Origin of the sequence: Mesorhizobium sp. M2E.F.Ca.ET.219.01.1.1, assembly GCF_004016445.2 — a bacterium.
Taxonomy (GTDB): domain Bacteria; phylum Pseudomonadota; class Alphaproteobacteria; order Rhizobiales; family Rhizobiaceae; genus Mesorhizobium.
On the sequence record NZ_SADT02000007.1, the window covers coordinates 40,942 to 59,122 of the forward strand.

At 63.8% G+C, this 18,181-nt stretch carries 15 protein-coding genes; 6 read left to right on the forward strand and 9 right to left on the reverse strand.

Annotated elements, in window-relative coordinates; genetic code table 11:
• Positions 1 to 328 precede the first annotated feature (328 nt).
• Positions 329 to 1,525, forward strand: a complete 1,197-nt coding sequence (locus EN862_RS28760) for a hypothetical protein (protein WP_193771600.1) — start codon at positions 329 to 331, stop codon at positions 1,523 to 1,525.
• Between the two features lie 172 nt (positions 1,526 to 1,697).
• Here EN862_RS28760 and EN862_RS28765 read toward each other — a convergent pair whose 3' ends face one another.
• Both EN862_RS28765 and EN862_RS28770 read right to left on the reverse strand, forming a co-directional pair.
• Positions 1,698 to 3,296 (reverse strand): cisplatin damage response ATP-dependent DNA ligase, encoded by a 1,599-nt coding sequence (locus EN862_RS28765; RefSeq protein WP_127867601.1) that lies wholly within the window; start codon positions 3,294 to 3,296, stop codon positions 1,698 to 1,700.
• A gap of 241 nt (positions 3,297 to 3,537) precedes the next feature.
• Positions 3,538 to 4,548 carry a ligase-associated DNA damage response exonuclease gene (locus EN862_RS28770; RefSeq protein WP_127867600.1) on the reverse strand — a complete coding sequence of 337 codons (1,011 nt, stop codon included), beginning with the start codon at positions 4,546 to 4,548 and terminating at the stop codon, positions 3,538 to 3,540.
• Between the two features lie 107 nt (positions 4,549 to 4,655).
• Here EN862_RS28770 and EN862_RS28775 point away from each other — a divergent pair, with 107 nt between their 5' ends.
• From EN862_RS28775 to EN862_RS28785, 3 genes are all read left to right on the forward strand, one after another.
• Complete coding sequence (locus EN862_RS28775; protein ID WP_127867599.1) at positions 4,656 to 5,597, forward strand: methyltransferase; 942 nt, start codon at positions 4,656 to 4,658, stop codon at positions 5,595 to 5,597.
• Between the two features lie 74 nt (positions 5,598 to 5,671).
• Positions 5,672 to 6,061, forward strand: a complete 390-nt coding sequence (locus tag EN862_RS28780) for a hypothetical protein (RefSeq protein ID WP_127867598.1) — start codon at positions 5,672 to 5,674, stop codon at positions 6,059 to 6,061.
• A gap of 75 nt (positions 6,062 to 6,136) precedes the next feature.
• Positions 6,137 to 6,667, forward strand: coding sequence for a GTPase (locus tag EN862_RS28785; RefSeq protein ID WP_127867597.1), 531 nt, complete (start codon positions 6,137 to 6,139; stop codon positions 6,665 to 6,667).
• Here the strand turns inward: EN862_RS28785 and EN862_RS28790 are convergent.
• The 7 genes from EN862_RS28790 to EN862_RS28820 form a co-directional block, all read right to left on the reverse strand.
• Entirely contained in the window at positions 6,664 to 7,605 is a 942-nt protein-coding gene (locus tag EN862_RS28790; RefSeq protein ID WP_127867596.1) for a glyoxylate/hydroxypyruvate reductase A, read from the reverse strand. The two genes, EN862_RS28785 and EN862_RS28790, sit on opposite strands and share 4 nt — an antisense overlap.
• 37 nt (positions 7,606 to 7,642) lie before the next feature.
• A complete protein-coding gene (locus EN862_RS28795; protein WP_127867595.1) occupies positions 7,643 to 9,271 on the reverse strand; it encodes an ABC transporter ATP-binding protein in 1,629 nt (542 codons plus the stop codon).
• Positions 9,268 to 10,407, reverse strand: a complete 1,140-nt coding sequence (locus EN862_RS28800) for an ABC transporter permease (protein ID WP_095819277.1) — start codon at positions 10,405 to 10,407, stop codon at positions 9,268 to 9,270. The genes EN862_RS28795 and EN862_RS28800 overlap by 4 nt, the downstream gene beginning before the upstream one ends.
• Positions 10,407 to 11,504, reverse strand: coding sequence for a microcin C ABC transporter permease YejB (locus EN862_RS28805; protein WP_127867594.1), 1,098 nt, complete (start codon positions 11,502 to 11,504; stop codon positions 10,407 to 10,409). The genes EN862_RS28800 and EN862_RS28805 overlap by 1 nt, the downstream gene beginning before the upstream one ends.
• A gap of 30 nt (positions 11,505 to 11,534) precedes the next feature.
• On the reverse strand, positions 11,535 to 13,412 hold the full coding sequence (locus EN862_RS28810) for an extracellular solute-binding protein (RefSeq protein WP_127867593.1): 1,878 nt from the start codon (positions 13,410 to 13,412) through the stop codon (positions 11,535 to 11,537).
• Entirely contained in the window at positions 13,412 to 15,292 is a 1,881-nt protein-coding gene (locus tag EN862_RS28815; protein WP_127867592.1) for an extracellular solute-binding protein, read from the reverse strand. The genes EN862_RS28810 and EN862_RS28815 overlap by 1 nt, the downstream gene beginning before the upstream one ends.
• A 157-nt stretch (positions 15,293 to 15,449) precedes the next feature.
• Positions 15,450 to 16,118: a cytochrome c family protein gene (locus EN862_RS28820; protein ID WP_127867591.1), complete on the reverse strand. Its 669-nt coding sequence runs from the start codon at positions 16,116 to 16,118 to the stop codon at positions 15,450 to 15,452.
• Between the two features lie 193 nt (positions 16,119 to 16,311).
• Here EN862_RS28820 and EN862_RS28825 point away from each other — a divergent pair, with 193 nt between their 5' ends.
• Both EN862_RS28825 and EN862_RS28830 read left to right on the forward strand, forming a co-directional pair.
• Positions 16,312 to 17,043, forward strand: a complete 732-nt coding sequence (locus tag EN862_RS28825; RefSeq protein ID WP_127867590.1) for a 3-deoxy-manno-octulosonate cytidylyltransferase — start codon at positions 16,312 to 16,314, stop codon at positions 17,041 to 17,043.
• 9 nt (positions 17,044 to 17,052) lie between these two features.
• Positions 17,053 to 17,916, forward strand: coding sequence for a prephenate dehydratase (locus EN862_RS28830; protein ID WP_127867589.1), 864 nt, complete (start codon positions 17,053 to 17,055; stop codon positions 17,914 to 17,916).
• Positions 17,917 to 18,181: the final 265 nt, after the last annotated feature.

The window sequence follows — 18,181 nt, forward strand, 5'->3', positions numbered from 1 at the left end:
AAGCGATGCGCTTCCAGAATGGGCTGGGTGATAGACTCAACCGCCCGCTAATTCAAGATGGGCAGCGGCGAATTCCGGGCTCTTTGCCGGCAATTCCCATCTAGGGTTACCGCGCAACGGGCGCGGCCGTGGCGCGAGGTGGCGTCCAAGCCGGTTGCTCCACGGCCGCATCGCCCGGAGTGTTCGTGATGAAAAATGTTGATTCTCCAGCAAAAAACGCCGAAATGGCATTGGATACGCCGGCAAGGCAGCCGCTCGCCCGTTGATCGATTGGCCGCCTGCGGCTAACGATCAGGGAACTGTGAGCGAATGCGCAGAGGGAGCTCGCTTGGACCCCATCGAGAAAGCTATCCGCAATGCCTTCGAGAAAGGCAATGCCGAGGACCGGGCGTTCCGAGAGAAGGTCTATCGATCGGCTTTTGCCGCGCTCGACCGCGTGTTGCAGGCCAATCCGAACGTCACGGTCGAGGCCGCCATCAGCCGCCGCAAGGCGGTGCAGGCCAAGATCACCGAGATCGAATCAGAGTTCCTGCCGGCCGTCCCCGATGTGACGCTGCCACCGGAAAATGTCGTGCCGGCCGGCAATGGCGCGCCGGCGCCCGGCGTCGAGGCGCCGGCCGTTTCGGCCGCGCCTTCGGTTGACGCGCCGCTGCCGCCGTCGCAATCAGCACGCTCACCCTCGATCACCTTCGACGGGCCGGTGCAGCCAGATGCCTCAGACCAACCGCGTTCGCGCGTTCTGCCGCGCGTGCCTGATATCATGCCTGACGATGCGGCGCTTCCCAACGCGCCGTCGCTCGATGATTCGCCGGGCGCGCCCGTCGGCAACGGCGCCCAGGTCGCGCCCGATCGCGACGAGCGGCGGATCAGGGGCCGGCGCCTGCCGCTGACAGCGATCTTCGTCGTCGCCACACTGCTCGCCGCCGCCGGCATCGGTCTCTACTTCGCCAAGCAGACCGGTGTCTTCAAGACGGCGGCCGAGCTCGACACCGGCCCGCCGGAACCGGCGCCGACCCTTGACAGCGAGGACTCCTCGGAGCCCGCTGACACCGGCTCGCCGCAGAAGCCGGGCGAGGCGGACCAGTCGAAGAACTGGATCAATGTCTTCTCGCCCGCCGATCCGACTCATGTCAGCGCGCCATCCGACGCCGGCGCCGAGGTGATGAAGGACGACACCGGCCAGTTCCTGCGCATCCGCTCGGGCGCTTCCGGTTCGGCCATTGCCTTTGATGTCGGCCAGGGCGTGCTGGAGAAGCTTGTCGGCAAGCACGCCATGTTCGACGTCGTCGCCCGCTCGGAAGAGGGCAAGGAGACGCAGATATCGGTCGACTGCAATTTCGGTGACCTCGGCGATTGCGGCCGCAAACGCTACGCCGTCGGCCATGAGCGCAACGAATATCTGTTCGACGTGCAGTTCCCGGATAAGCATCCGGGCGCCGCCGGCACCATCGCCATCAACTCCGATTTCGACAAGCAGGGCAAGTCGGTCGATATCTACGAGATACGCGTTTCGATCGCGCAGTGATCCGTGCGCTCTACCTATCAACGCTGGCGCCGCACCCCACCCGGCGCTTCGCGCCGACCTCCCCATCGAGGGGAGGTAGGATGTAGCGCCAACCCCTACCTTCCCTCGATGGGGAGGTCGGCGCGAAGCGCCGGGCGGGGTGACAGCGCCGACGTCGAATTTTTGCTGGCTGTCAGTCCAACAACGCCTGCAGCGTCTCGATGCGGTCGGCCTCGGCCGCCGGCTTGTCCCAGCGCAGCCGCGAGATGCGGGGAAAGCGCATCGCGACACCCGATTTATGCCGGGTCGAGCGGTTAAGGCCTTCGAACGCCACTTCCAGCACCAGCCCGTTCCGGCGGTCGGCGCGCACCGAGCGCACCGGCCCGAAACGCTCGATCGTGTTCTCGCGTACATATTTGTCGATCTCTCTCAGCTCCTCGTCGGTGAAGCCGAAATAGGCCTTGCCTACCGGCACCAGCTCTTCCGAGCCCTCGGGGCCGGACCAGACGCCGAACGTGTAGTCTGAATAGAAGCTCGAACGCTTGCCGTGGCCGCGTTGCGCATACATCAGCACCGCGTCGATGGTGTGCGGGTCGCGCTTCCACTTGAACCACGGGCCCTTCGGCCGGCCGGCAAGGTAGGGCGAATCCCAGCGCTTCAGCATCACCCCTTCGATGATCGGATGCGGCGGCGCCTGGCGCAGCCGTTCCAGCGTCTCCCAATCGCGGAACGCGACCAGCGGCGAGAGGTCGAAGCGGCTGGGATCGAGTGTCTTGACGAACGCCTCCAGATGCTTGCGGCGCTCGGCGAAGGGCAGCGTACGCAAATCCTCGCCATTGATCTGCAGCGCGTCGTAGCAGCGCATGAAGGCCGGATATTGCTGCTGGATCTTTGGCGAGACGCTCTTGCGGTTGAGCCGCTGCTGCAGGTCGGAGAAGGTCCCGGTCGCCTCGCGCGGATCGCCGACCAAAAGCTCGCCGTCGAGCGCCGCTTCGAAAGTCATCGCCGCGGCAAGGTCCGGGAAGGCGCCGGATACGTCGTCGCCGGTGCGCGAATAGAGTCGGCGGACGCTGCCTTCGCACACCGCCTGCACGCGGATGCCGTCCCATTTCCATTCCGCCGCATAGTCGGCCGGGTCGAGCTTTTCGAGATCGCCATCGTCAACGGCGTTGGAGAGCATCACCGGCCGGAACAGTGCAAGTGCCGCGCTCTTCGGTTTTTCCGCCCGGCCTTCCAGCCAGGCGAACAGTTCGGTGTAAGGCGGCGTCAGCCCGTGCCATAGTTCCTCGATCTCGGCGACATCGACCTTGCCGAGGTCGGCCAGAGCCTGTTTGGCGAGCCGCGCCGACACTCCGATGCGCAGGCCGCCGGTGACCAGCTTGATGATGGCGAAGCGCGCCGAAATGCTGGCGTCGTCGAGCAGCCGCGCCAGCACCTTCGGCCCGTCGGAGCGGCTGGCGGCCTGCAATTTGCCGACCACCTCGGCAAGTGTCGGCACCTGGTTGGGGATGTGGCCTTGCGGCTGCGGCCAGACCAGCGACACGGTCTCGGCGAGGTCGCCGACATAGTCGTAGGAATAGCCGAACAGCACCGGATCCATGCGCTCGACCACCAGCGCGCGCAGCATCGCCGGCTTCACCGCCGCGATATTGAGATCGCCCGTGATCGCCGCCAGCGCCAGCCCGCGATCGGGGTCCTCGACGCTTCGGAAATAATCGGTGAGCAGCGTCAGCTTGCCATTGCGCGACGGCGTCAGCACCAGACGGTCGAGGAGTTCGGCGAAGCGGTTCATGATGGTGCGCGCAATGCAAATAGGCGAGGTTTGCGTTCCTTCGCGCCCCCCTCTGTCCTGCCGGACATCTCCCCCACAAGGGGGGAGATTGGCAGTTTCGGCGCCTCGCTCATCGCTCCAATGTTGGAGATTGGCGAAGGCTCATGTGACGTCTGATCTCCCCCCTTGTGGGGGAGATGGCCGGCAGGCCAGAGGGGGGCGCCGTAGAGCGCGGTGGTGACGATTGGCGAACCCTGCGTCATCAATCGCCCTCGTCCTCATACCCGACCAGATGCAACGGCCTTGCCGCGATCCCCTCCAGTTCGCACCAGCGCACCAGTGCTTCCTCGCGGCCATGCGTGACCCAGATTTCCTCCGCACCCGTTTCCTTGATCGTGATGATCAGCTCGTCCCAGTCGGCGTGGTCGGAAATGATCAGCGGCAGCTCGACGCCGCCTTGCTTTGCCCGCTGGCGGATGCGCATCCAGCCCGAGGCGAAGCAGGAGATCGGGTCCGGAAAACGCCGCGCCCAGCGATCGGCGAAAGCCGAGGGCGGGCCGACGACGATGGCGCCGGCGAAATCGGCCTTGCTGCCGGTTTCCACCGTCGCCGGCTCCAACACGCCGAGATCGATGCCCTGGCTTTGATAATATTCGCTGAGCTTGGCCAGCGCGCCGTGGATATAGATCGGCCTGTCGTAGCCGGCGTCGCGCAGCAGCCGCATCACGCGCTGCGCCTTGCCGAGCGCGTAGGCGCCGATCAGGTGCGAACGTTCGGGAAACTGCGCCGCCGATTTCAGCACGCGCGCGATCTCCTCATGGTCCGGCGGATGCCGGAACACCGGCAGGCCGAAGGTCGCCTCGGTGATGAAGACATCGCAGCGGATGGGCTCGAACGGCAGGCAGGTGGCGTCCTTCTGCCGCTTGTAGTCGCCGGAAGCGACGATGCGCATGCCTTTGTGTTCGACGCAGATCTGCGCCGAGCCCAGCACATGCCCGGCCGGATGGAAGGTGACGGCGACGCCGTTGATGTCGAGCGTTTCGCCAAGCGCTGCGGCCTGCGTCGTTCCGGCGAAATCCTCGCCATAGCGCAGCCCCATGATGTCGAGCGTTTCCTGTGTGGCGAGCACCGAGCGGTGGCCGGAGCGCGCATGGTCGGAATGGCCATGCGTGATCAGCGCCCGCTCCACGGGCCGCACCGGATCGATGAAGAAATCGCCGGGCGGGCAATAGAGGCCCTCCGGCCGGGATTTGAGCAGGTCGCTGGCGCGCATCGCTCCAAGATAGTGGCTAAATTCAGCGCGGGAAGCCCGTTGCAAGAGACTGCTGACTCATCTTAAAGCCAGCCGCCGGCGGCCCGCGCCGGCTGGATATTTGCGCAATGAAACCGCTTCAGGCCTCGTCCGGTGATTTGAACGCCGACCGTCGCGCCGATTTCGCCGAGATGCTGCTCGCCTCGGGCGAGCCGGCGCAGGCGGCGGAGCTCCTGCTCGGCGCGCTGGAGCTGGCGCCGCGATGGGCCGCCGGCTGGTTTCGCCTCGGCGAAATGCAGGAGGCGGCCGGCCGGCTCGATCAAGCTGCGCAGGCCTGGGCCATGACGCTGAAGCTGGATCCCGCGGACCGCCTTGGCGCCGCGCTCAAGCTTCAACTGATCGGCAAGGCGCCCGCGGCTCCGGCGCCTCCCAGCGCCTTTGTCGAGACCTTGTTCGATCACTACGCCGACAGTTTCGAGGGCTCGCTTGTCGGGAAGCTGGGCTATCGGCTGCCGGATTTTCTGAGCCAGGCCATCCGCAAGGCAAGGCCCGGCCGGTTCCGGCTGGCCATCGACATCGGCTGCGGCACCGGCCTGATGGGCGAAAGGCTGCGCCCGTTCGTCGACCGGCTGGAGGGCTACGACATCTCGGCCGCCATGCTGAGGAAGGCGAAAGCCAAGGGCATCTACGACCTGCTGGCCAAGGTCGACCTTCAGCATTTCTGCCACTCCGGCGACGGGGCCGACCTCGTGGTCGCGGCCGACGTGTTCATCTATCTGGGCGCCCTCGAACGCATCGTCGGCGCGGTGGCGGGCACGCTTGCCGAGGACGGCCTGTTTGCCTTCTCGCTCGAGACGCTTGCCGGCGGCGATTTCGCCCTGCGGCCGTCACGGCGCTACGCCCATTCCGAGGCCTATGCGCGGCGCGTGCTCTCTGCCAGCGGGCTGGCGGTGCTGTCTCTGGAAAGCATGGTTATCCGGCACGACCGGCGCGATCCGGTCGAAGGCCTGGCCATCGTGGCCGGCTTCCCCGCCGCATTTGCCGAGGTGAGCAATCCGGCACCCGCATGAACCCGACCTTGCTGCGAAAAAGCCTGAATGGCATGGTCGGGGTGGCGCGGGGCAGACATCACGAGGAGAAATCCATGCGCCGGACCATGGTTGTGTTGGCGTCTTGCCTGATGATTGCCGGCCTGACGGTCGCCGGCTGTGTCGGCGGCACGTCGATGGCCGAGCGCCAGGACGAGGACGTTCGATCCTCACTGCAATATGACGATGTGCCTTGCGATCAATTGCTGGCGCAGCGCAATCAACTGGCGCAGCAGAACAATCTGCCGATCACGGCCAAGCCGAGCTTCTCCAATCCGGCGATGGGCTTCGGCCCGTTCACGCCGGACATGCGCTCCAAGGCTGAGCGCGCCACCAACGAGGCGAGCGGCGAGATCGACGCCATGAACCGCTCGATCGAGCGCCGCGACTGCGGCAAGCCGAAGAAGAAGGAGACGTTCGGGCTGCCCGGCTCCACGCCGTCCTGAGCGTTCGATATTCGGTATTCGGCTTAACGCTCTGCGGGATCGACGAGCGTTCGGTCGCGCTTGAAAGACCAACGGATGAACCTCTCAGACCTCGGCGACCGCATCTGTATCGTGGGACCATCCAACAGCGGCAAGTCCACCCTTGCCAACGCGATCGCGCGCAAGCGCGGCTTGGAAGCCGTCCACCTCGACGTGCTTCATCATCTGCCCAATACAGATTGGGAGCCGCGTTCAAGGGACGAATTCATTGCATTGCACGACGCCGCAATTGCCGGCGAGCGCTGGGTCATGGACGGAAACTATTCGGTCTGCATGCCGCAGCGCTTTCGGCGGGCGACAGGCTTGATCCTGCTGGATGTCTCCACATCGGCGAGCCTGTTGCGTTATTTTCGCCGAACGCTGTTCGAGACCAAGCGGCATGGCGCGTTGGAAGGCGGGCGCGACAGCGTCAAATGGGACATGATCCACCATATCGCCGTGGTGCAGCCAAGAAATCGCAAGCACTACAGCGCCATGTTCGACGAGCTCGACGTGCCGAAGCTGCAGCTATCCTCGGTGAGTGCAATCAAGCAGTGCTTCCAGGACTGGGGTTTGACCCTGAGTTAATACCCCGCCTCGCGGTCGACCAGGTTTTCGAGCTTTTCGCCGCGCTCGAACGCATCCATCTGCCGCAACATGGCTGGCACCAGATGAGCCGGGTCCGAGGTCGCCGCTGCATGCGGCGTGATAAAGACTTTCGGGTGGCTCCACAGCGGGCTTGTCTTCGGCAATGGCTCGACCTCGAACACGTCGAGGCTCGCTTCCTTCAGCGTGCCGTCGTCCAGCGCGCGCACGATGTCGGCGTCCTTCTGCAGGCGTCCACGCCCGGCATTGATCAGTACGGCGCCGCCAAGCCCGTTGCGCCGGCGCAGTTCCTTCAGCAGCCCATAATTCACGATGCCTTGGGTTTGCGGCGTGAGCGGCAGGAGTACGACGAGGATGTCGGTGGCGTTGAGGAAGGGGATCAGCCCCGCCTCGCCGGCGTAGGTCGAAACACCTTTCATCGGCCGCTCTGTGCGCGACCAGCCGTTCACGGCGAAACCGAGCGACAAAAGCACCGAGGCCGCCGCGCGGCCGAGATGGCCGAGGCCCATGATGCCGACGGAAATGTCGCCGGCCGGGCGCTGCGGCGGCTCGTGCCAGATCTTCTTCGGCTGCTGAGCCCGATAGAGCATGCCGTGCCGATGGTGATCGAGCACCCGCCAGACGACATATTCGGTCATGTATTGGGTGAGATTGTCGGCGACGACCCTGACGATCGGCACGCCGGGCAAGCCGGGATCGGCAAAGATATGGTCGACCCCGGCGCCGACTGAGAAGATGGCTCGCAGGTTGGGCAGCCCGGAGAGCAGGTTCGGCTTGTGCTTCCACACCACCGCGTAGGCGATCGAGGGATCGTTGGCGCCGGCCGGCTCCAGCACCACCTCGCGCTCGGCCGCCAGCAGTTGATGCCAGCGCTGCGGATGAAACGCCGTGACGGCAAGCAGGATTTTGCCCTTTTCCATTGCGGATTCAGTCCTTGTTACGTCAATCCAGCCGAGCCTATTCGCTGACCACGCCGGTCGGCGCCGTCTCGATCTTGAAGGCCGCCGCCATCAGCGCGCGCGTGTAGTCGGTCTGCGGGCTGCCGAAGATCTGTTCGGAAGGTCCCGCTTCGACGACCTTGCCATTGCGCATGACGATGACGTCATTGGCAAGGGCGCGGACGACCTTGAGGTCATGGCTGATGAAGAGATAGGCGAGATTGTGCTTGGCCTGCAGGTTGCGCAAAAGATCGACCACCTGCGCCTGCACGCTCATGTCGAGCGCCGAGGTCGGCTCGTCGAGCATGACGAAGCGCGGATTGAGCACCATGGCGCGCGCGATCGCCACGCGCTGGCGCTGGCCGCCGGAGAACTCGTGCGGGTAGCGATGGCGCGTTTCAGGATCGAGGCCGACCTCGTTCAGCACGGCGACCACCTTGTCGTCGCGCTGGTCGGGCGAGAGCTTCGGCTCGTGGATCTTCAAGCCTTCCTCGATGATCTCGGAAACCGACAGGCGTGGGCTGAGCGACCCGAACGGATCCTGGAAAACGATCTGCAATTCGCGCCTGAGCGGCCGCATGGCGCTGAAGGAAAGCTGGTTGATGTCGCGTCCGTTGAAATTGATCGCCCCCGTCGAAGAGATCATGCGGGCCAGCGCCAGGCCTAGCGTCGTCTTGCCGGAACCGGACTCGCCGACCACGCCGAGCGTCTGGCCGGCGCGCACGGTGACGTCGATGCCGTCCACGGCCTTCACATGGTCGACGGTCTTGCGGAAGAAGCCTCGTCTGATCGGGAACCAGACCTTCATGTCCTTGCCCGTCATGACGGCCTTGGCGCCCGGGTCTGCCGCAGGCGGCTTGCCCTTCGGCTCGGCGGCCAAGAGATGCTTGGTGTAAGGATGTTGCGGGTTGGCGAAGATCTCCTTGGTCGGCCCGGTCTCGACGATCTTGCCCTTGGTCATCACGCAGACACGGTCGGCGATCTTCCTGACGATGCCGAGGTCGTGGGTGATGAACAGCATCGACATGCCCTTGCGGCTTTTCAACTCCGCGAGCAGTTGAAGGATCTGCGCCTGCACGGTGACGTCGAGCGCCGTCGTCGGCTCGTCGGCGATCAAAAGCTCCGGCTCGTTGGCTAAAGCCATGGCGATCATGACGCGCTGGCGCTGGCCGCCGGAGAGCTGGTGCGGATAGGCGTCGAGACGTTTTTCAGGCTCGCGGATGCCGACCTCGTTGAGCAGCTCCAGCGTGCGCGCGCGGGCCGGCGCGTCGCGCATGCCTTGATGCAGCTGCAACACCTCGACGATCTGCTGCTCGACCGTGTGCAGCGGGTTGAGCGAGGTCATCGGCTCCTGGAAGATCATGGTGATCTTGTTGCCGCGCACGCCGCGCAACGCCTTCTCATTCATCGCGAGCAGGTCGGCGCCACTGAACATGATCTTGCCCGAGGGATGGCTGGCGGCGGGATAGGGCAGAAGCTTCAGCACCGACAGCGCCGATACCGATTTGCCCGAGCCGGATTCGCCGACCAGGGCAACCGTCTCGCCCTTGCCGATGTTGAACGAGATATGGTCGACGGCGATCGATTGCTTGCCGCCCTGCGCGAAGGCGACGCTCAGATCTTGGACGGACAGCAGGGCTTCACTCATTTGAACGTCTTGCGCGGATCGAAGGCATCGCGCGTCGCCTCGCCGATGAAGACTAGCAGGGACAGCATCAGCGAGATGACGATGAAGCCGGATATGCCGAGCCAGGGGGCGTTGAGGTTGCGCTGCGCCTGTTTCAGCAATTCGCCGAGCGAGGCCGAGCCTGGCGGCAAGCCGAAGCCGAGATAGTCGAGCGAGGTCAGCGTCGAGATCGAGCCTGAGAGCAGGAATGGCAGGAAGGTCAGCGTCGCCACCATGGCGTTCGGCAACAGGTGCCGGAACATGATGGTGAGGTTTGGCACGCCGAGCGCGCGGGCCGCGTTGACATATTCGAAGTTGCGGGCGCGCAGGAATTCGGCCCGCACCACGCCGACCAAGGCCACCCACGAAAACAGCAGCATGAGGCCGAGCAGGATGAAGAAGCCGGGCGGCAGGATGGCCGAGACGATAAGCAGCAGGTAGAGCACCGGGATCGCCGACCAGATTTCGATGAAACGCTGGAAGAGAAGGTCGGTCCAGCCGCCGAAATAGCCTTGCACCGCACCGGCCGCGACGCCGATCAGCGATGACCCGAGCGTCAGGATCAGCCCGAAGAGAACCGAGATGCGGAAGCCGTAAAGCACGCGCGCCAACACGTCGCGGGCCTGATCGTCCGTGCCCAGCCAGTTCCAGTTGCCGACGGTGCAGTTCTCGTCGGCCTCGCCTTTCGGATACTGGCTGCAGCGCGTTTTCTTGTCGTAGAGCCAGGATGGCTTCGCCGGGGCCGGTTCCGGAATGGCGTTGTTGACCGTCTGATAGGAGTAACGGACCGGCGGCCAGATCATCCAGCCATTGGAATTGATCTCGTCCTGGATAACCGGGTCGCGATAGTCGGTGACGGCATAGAAACCGCCGAACTTCTCCTCCGGATAGGCGACCAGGACCGGAAACAGGATCTCGCCCTTGTAAGAGGCGATGATCGGCTTGTCGTTGGCGATCAGTTCGGAAAACAGCGACAGCACGAACAGGAGCAGGAAAATCCAGAGCGACCAGTAGCCGCGCCGGTTGGCCTTGAAGTTCTGCAACCGCCTCTGGTTGAGCGGCGACAGAAATGGCCTGCGGGGCCTGGCCGGTGCGCTTTCGATCGCAGCCTCGGCCATCAGATGTCTCTCCGCTCGAAGTCGATGCGCGGATCGACCCAGGTGTAGATCAGGTCGGACAACAGGCCGACGAACAGGCCAAGCAGCGAGAAGATGTAGAGCGTGGCGAACACCACCGGATAGTCGCGGTCGATCACCGACTTGAAACCGAGCAGGCCGAGGCCGTCGAGCGAGAAGATGTTCTCGATCAGCAGCGAGCCGGTGAAGAAGGCCGAGATGAAGGCGCCGGGAAAGCCGGCAATCACGATCAGCATGGCGTTGCGGAAGACGTGGCCGTAGAGCACCTTGCGCTCCGACAGGCCCTTGGCGCGCGCCGTGACGACATATTGCTTGCGGATTTCCTCAAGGAAGGAGTTCTTGGTCAGCAGGGTCGTCGTCGCGAAAGCCGAAAGCACCAGCGCCGTCAGCGGCAGCGTCATGTGCCAGAAATAGTCGGCGATCTTGGCGGGCCAGGAGAGCTGATCCCAATTGTCCGAAACGATGCCGCGCAGCGGAAACCAGTCCCAGAACGAGCCGCCGGCGAACAGCACCATGAGCATGATGCCGAACAGGAAGCCGGGAATGGCATAGCCGACGATGACGACGCCGCTGGTCCAGACGTCGAAGGTCGAGCCGTCCCTCACTGCCTTGCGGATACCGAGCGGGATCGAGATCAGATAGGATAACAGTGTGATCCACAGGCCGATGGATATGGAGACCGGCATCTTCTCCAGGATCAGGTTCAGCACCGAAATGTCGCGGAAATAGCTGTCGCCGAAATCGAAGCGGATATAGTTCCACAGCATCATGCCGAAGCGCTCAAGCGGCGGCTTGTCGAAGCCGAACTGCTTTTCCAGCTTCTTGATGAATTCGGGGTCGAGCCCCTGCGCGCCTCGATATTTCGAGCCGACGTCGCCGGCAACGTCGAGATTGCCGCCGCCACCGGCGTCGCCGCCACCGCTGCCGAGGCGGTCGTTGCCGCCCTGGTTGGTCAGCCGGGCGATCACCTGCTCGACCGGGCCGCCCGGCGCGAACTGGATGACCGCGAAGGAGATCGCCATGATGCCGAACAGCGTCGGGATCATGAGAAGAATGCGGCGCAGGATATAGGCGCCCATCAGGCGTCGGACTCCGCGCAAAGGTTCATGTCAGGCTTTGCCAATCTTTGCCGCCTTGCCCTTGTCGACCCACCACAGCGCCTCGACCGGAAAGCCGAAATCGGGTTTCTGTTCGGGGAAGCCGAACATGTCCCAATAGGCGCTTCGGTGATTCGCCAGATACCAACTTGGAATCCAATCGCGCCGTGCGCGCAAGGCCCGGTCCAACGCGCTCATGGCGGTGGTCAGGCTCTCACGGTCCTTGGCGGCGCCGACGGCATCGATCAGCGCATCGACCGCCGGGCTTGCGATGCCCGACAGGTTGCGCGAGCCCGACACAGTGGCGCTGCGCGAGTGGAAGAAGATTTCCAGATCGTCGCGGGTCGGCGTGGCGCTAAAATTGAAGGCGGCCGACAGCAGGTCGAAATCGAATGTCGATTGCCTGAGCTGGTATTGCGCCGAATCCACCAGACGGATCGAGGCATCGATGCCGATGGCCTTCATGTTGGCGACCCAGGGCGAATAGACCTGCACGAAGGTTTCGTCGTCGACCAGGAATTCGGCGGCCAACCGCCCGCCCTTGTCGTTGAGAACGAAATCGCCGGAGCGCTTCCAACCGGCCTCGGCGAGCAGCTTCAGCGCGGCGCTCAGTTGCTTGCGGTCCCGCCCGGACCCGTCCGATGGGGGCTGCGTCACCGCTTCGCCGAAGGTCTCCGGCGGCAGTTGGTCGCGCAGCGGCTCCAGCAGCGCCAGCTCCTGCGGCGTTGGCATGCCCGCGGCCCGGAAGCCGGATCTCTCGAAGCAGGATTGCGAGCGCTCATAGGAACCGTAGAAGAAATTGCGCCGCGTCCATTCGAAATCGAAGCAGAGCGCGATCGCCTGTCGCACGCGCGGGTCCTTGAATTGCTCGCGCCGCTGGTTGACCGCCGTGGCCTGCATGGAAGGCGTGGTCTCGGCCGGGAACTCATGCTTGATCACCTTGCCGGCGGTGAAGGCCGGAAAGTCGTAGGCCGTCGCCCAGACTCGTGACGTAAACTCCTCGCGGTAGAGGATCTCGCCCTTCTTGAAGGCCTCGAAGCCGGCCGTGCGATCCTGGTAGAACTCGATGCGGATGCGCCCGAAATTGTTCTGGCCGCGGTTGACGGGCAGGTCGTTGCCCCAATAGTCGGCCACGCGCTCATATTCGATCCAGGCGCCCGCCGACCAGCGCCCGACCTTGTAGGCGCTTGAGCCGAGCGGCGGGTTGAGCTGGGAGGAGTCGAAGGGATTGGCGGTGAAGAAGGCCTTCGAAAGGATCGGAAAACCGACCACGTTGAGGATGGTGCGGGCGGATTGCTTGCCGGAGAATTTGAGCTCGACCGTGTGGGTATCCTTCGCCACCGCATCATCCAGATGCGTCAGCGACAGCGCATAGTCCGGATGCCCTTTGTCCTTGAGCAGCTTGTAGGTGAAGGCGACGTCGTCGGCGGTGAGCGGCGTGCCGTCATGGAAGCGTGCCTGCGGGCGCAGCGAGAAGGTGAAGACGTTGCGATCATCGGAGATCGTGACGCCGTCGGAGATCAATCCATAGACCGCGTCCGGCTCGTCGAGCGCCCTCACCATCAGGGAATCGAAGCACATTTCCATGCGCTGCGGGGAATCGCCCTTGGGGACGAACGAATTCAGCGTGTTGAAGGTCTGCGGGCTCTGGTTTTGGCTCCAATTGGGTGGCGAGAAGTTGAAGGTGCCGCCTTGAGGCGCGTCGACGTTGACATAGTCGAAATGCGTGAAGTCGGGTTTGTATTTCAGGTCGCCGAAGGCCGACAGGCCGTGCAGCTTGACGCCGGTCGGGGTGTCGGCGAAGGCGCGGCCAGGAAGCAGCGCGGCAGCCGTCGCCGCGATGCCGAGCGCCAGGAAGTCGCGGCGAGGAAGCGAAGTCCGCCGCTCCATCAATTGAGGCCCTTGTATTTGGCGGCCAGCGCCTTTTCCTTCGCTGGGTCGATCCACCAGGAATCGATATCGGCGCCGCGGTAAGTGGGCTGCTTCTCCGGCATGCCGAACTTGTTCCAATAGGCAAGCCACACCACCGCCCGATAATATTGTGGAACAACGTAGTAGTTCCACAAAAGCACGCGGTCGAGCGCGTGGGTGGTGGCGACGAGATCGTCGCGGTCGGTGGCGAAGATGATGCGGTCAACCAGCGCGTCGACGACCGGGTTCTTGATGCCGGCATAGTTGCGCGATCCCGGCGTGTCCGCCGCCCTCGAGCTCCAGAAGTCGCGCTGCTCGTTGCCGGGCGATTCTGATTGGCCAAGCTGGCCGATGATGACGTCGTAGTCGAAATTGTTGCGCCGGTTGATGTATTGGGTCGGATCGATGATCCGCAGCGTCGCGTCGACACCGATCTTGCGCAGATTGGCGATCCAAGGGCTGGAAATCACCTGATCCGTGTCAGCCGCGCCGAGGATTTCGAACTTGAATGGCGCGCCGGTCTTGGCATTCACCATCTTGCCGCCCTTGATCACCCAGCCGGCCTGGGCGAAGAGGGCGACAGCCTGCTTCAGATATTTGCGTTCGGCCTGGGGTGAATCATAGACCGGCAGCCTGAATTCCTGGGTGAATAGCTCCGGCGGCAGCTTGTCGCGGTACTTCTCCAGGATTTCGAGTTCCTTGCCGTGCGGCAATCCGCTCGACGCCAGTTCCGTGCTCTGGAAGTAACTGGTGGTACGGGTATTGTAACCGTAGAACAATGTGCGGTTCATCGTCTCGAAATCGAACGGATAGGTCAGTGCCTCACGCACCAGCCGATCCTGGAACAACGGCCGCCGCTGGTTGAGCATGAAGGCCTGCATCGGCTCGGGCGAGGTGGTCTTGAACTCCTTCTTGATCACGTCACCGGCCTTGATCGCCGGGAAATTGTAGAATGTCGCCCAACGTCTTGAGCTGTTCTCCGGCTTAATATCCTGAAGCCCGCCCTTGGTGAAGGCCTGCCATGCGGCATTGTCGTCCAGGATGTAGGTGAAGCGCTGGATGTCGAAATTCTCGCGGCCGACTTTCACCGGCAGCTTGGAGCCCCAATAGTCGGGCACGCGCTGCCAGACGATCTCCGAGCCGGGCTTGAAGCTGGCGATCTTGTAGGCGGCGGAGCCCAGCGGTGGCTCCAGCGTCGGCCTGGTGATGTCGCGCTTCTTGCCGCTGGCGTTCGTGCCTTCCCACCAGTGTTTCGGCAAAACGACGAGATCGCCGAGGATCTTGGGCAACTCGCGGTTGCCTTTCTGGTTGAAATGGAATTCGACCTCGCGATTGGAGATTGCCACAGCGTCGGTCACGTTCTCGAAATAGCGACTATACATCGGGCTGTTGGCCTTCAGCACCTGAAAGGACCAGATCACGTCTTCAGCGGTGATCGGCTGGCCATCATGCCATTTTGCCTGGGGGTTGAGCCGATAGGTCGCGGATGAGTAATCCGATGGGTATTTGTACGCCTCCGCGATCAGCGGGTGGCTGACGCTGCCTTCGTCGGTCGCCTGATCCATTAACGTATCGTAGAGCAGCCCGCCGCCGAACTCCGCAAAACCGGCGGCCGGCGATCCCTGCACGATGTAGGGGTTGAAGCTGTCAAAGGTGCCCACGACCACGGAGTTGTAGGTGCCGCCCTTCGGCGCGTCCGGATTGACGTAGTCGTAGCGCTGGAAATTCTCGCCGTATTTCGAAGGTCCGATCAGCGAGGACGTCGTATGCCATTCGTCGGCGAAGCCGGCCTGCAGGCTGGCGGCGAAGGTGAGCGCGAATGCCGATGCGAAAAGCGTGCGGAAGCGGCCGACCGTCATGCGTTCTCCTCGTCGCGAACTTTGCTCACCCGCAATCTAGATCATTTGACGCCGGTGGAAACCGCAAGGGCCGGCTTTGTAGCGGTCCATGCAGGTTTCCTAACAGAAAAGCCGGGACGAACCCGGCTTTTCTGAGGATGCTTCGATTACAAATTGTTTATTGAGCGGGCGCCGCGGGTTTGGCTGGCGCTGCGCCTTCGGCGGGCTTGGCTGGCGCCGCACCTTCCGCCGGCTTCGCGGCTTCGGCCGGCTTCGCCGAGGCGTCGGCGGCGGCACCCGGCTGCGGCAGCGGCTTAGGATTGTCCGACAGCGTGCGCAGATAGGCGATCACATTGGCCCGGTCTTCTTCCTTCGGCAGGCCGGCAAACCCCATAGCCGTGCCCTTCACGAACTTCTTCGGCGAGGTGATGAAGTGGTTGAGATTCTCGTAGGTCCAGTGCTCCTGGCCGCCCTTGGAGAAATCCTTCATGCCGGACGAATAGGCGAAGCCCTCATGCTCGGCGACGGGGCGGTCGACGATGTCCCAAAGATCCGGGCCGACCTTGTTCGGGCCGCCCTTTTCGCCGGAATGGCAGGCCTGGCACTTCTTGAAGATGGCGGCGCCCGCATCGGCGCTGGCGCTGGCAAGCAGGTCGGCGATCGGCTTTTCAGCCGCGGCCGGCGCGGCCGCGCCGCCTTCGGTCGGCTCCTGCGCCTCGATGGCGAAGCCGGGCTTTTCGGGCGCCGGCGAGGCGAACAGCCCGTCGGAGACGAGGCCTATCGAAAAGATGATGAAGCAGGTTCCCAGAAATCCGCCGAGCAGCTTGTTGACTTCGTTGGAATCCATACGCCCCTTGCTCCCTTTTCCGGCGGACCGTCCCGTCCACTCCGTCCGTCGGTATCGCGAACTGCCCTGAAAGGCCAGTCAAACCGGGCGGAAACTAGGTCTTTTGCTCTGGCGTTGCAACACCTATAAGGGCGCTTCCAGTGAGACCTTTTGCCACTTTTCCATCCCTGTTTTTCGACCGCTCCAAAATCCGATGTCAACCTTGATCCTGATCCCCGCCCGCATGGCCTCGACGCGCCTGCCGGGCAAGCCGCTGGCCGATATTGTCGGCGTGCCGATGATCGTCCACGTCGCCCGCCGCGCCGCCGAGGCGGGGCTTGGCCGTGTCGTGGTGGCGACCGACACCCAAGCCGTCGCGGAAGCCGTGCGCACGCATGGCTTCGAGGCGGTCATGACCCGCATGGATCACGAATCGGGCTCGGACCGCATCTTCGAGGCGCTGACGGCCCTCGATCCAGAAAAAAGGGTCGAAACGATCGTCAACGTGCAGGGCGACCTGCCGACCATCGATCCCGAGATCATCGGCGCGTCGCTGCGGCCGTTTGAGGACAGATCGGTCGACATCGCCACGCTCGGCGTCGAGATCGTGCGCGACGAGGAGAAGACCAACCCGAATGTCGTCAAGATCGTCGGCTCGCCGCTGTCGTCGACACGGCTGAAAGCGCTCTATTTCACCCGCGCCACCGCGCCCTGGGGCGAGGGGCCGCTTTACCATCATATCGGCCTTTACGCTTACCGCCGTGCCGCGCTTGAACGCTTTGTGGCGCTCAAGCCGTCGCCGCTGGAGCGTCGCGAGCGGCTGGAGCAATTGCGCGCGCTGGAAGCCGGCATGCGCATCGACGCCGAGATCGTCGAATCGCTGCCGCTCGGCGTCGACACACCCGACGATCTTGAGCGCGCAAGACAGATCCTCCTTTCCAACTGAGACGTCTCCATGACCGCCAAGACCAACAGAATCTCCTTCCAGGGTGAACCCGGCGCCAATTCCGACACGGCCTGCCGCAACATGTTCCCCACGATGGACCCCTTGCCCTGCCCGACCTTCGAGGACGCTTTCAACGCGGTCGAGACCGGCAAGGCCGAGCTCGCCATGATCCCGATCGAGAACACGATCGCCGGGCGCGTCGCCGACATCCATCACCTGTTGCCGGAATCGAAGCTGCACATCGTCGGCGAATATTTCCTGCCGATCCATTTCCAGCTGATGGTGCTGCCCGGGGTGAAGCGCGAGGAGATCAAGACCGTGCACAGCCACATCCACGCGCTTGGCCAGTGCCGCAAATATATCCGCAAGAACGGCTGGAAGCCGGTGGTCGCCGGCGACACGGCGGGTTCGGCCAAGATGGTGTCCGAGGTCAAGGACCGCACCATGGCCTCGCTGGCGCCGGCTCTGGCGGCCGAGCTCTACGGCCTCGACATCATCGAGAAGAATGTCGAGGACACGGACTCGAACGTCACTCGCTTCGTCGTGCTGACCAAGAACAAGCAATGGGTGGAGCGCCCCACGCCGGACGCCAAGATGATGACGACCTTCATCTTCCGCGTCCGCAACGTGCCGGCCGCGCTTTATAAGGCGATGGGCGGCTTTGCCACCAACGGCATCAACATGACCAAGCTCGAGAGCTACCAGCTCGGCGCCTTCACCGCGACGCTGTTCTACGCCGACATCGAAGGCCACCCGGACGATCCGCTGGTCAAGCTGGCGCTGGACGAGCTGCGCTTCTTCTCGCGCGAGATGCGCATTCTCGGCGTCTATCCGGCCAGCGCCTCGCGCGAGCAGTGGAAGGTGGCGGACTGAACGGTTAGCGGCCGTCACCGGCGGTTCGGAACTCACGACCTTCGAGATTGGCGGGAGCCTTCGCGAAGTCGTCATCCACGGGCGGAGCGACGCGAAGCGGAGCGCAGACCCGAGGATCCATGCCCTTACCTCAGTCGAGGGGCGCAGCGGAGCAGAATTCTGGACCGTCGCCACGCGTCGAAGTCACGGCATGGATCCTCGGGTCTGCGCGCGTCGCTTCGCTCCTTGCTTCGCCCGTGGATGACCAAGCACGACGGCCTTCGCT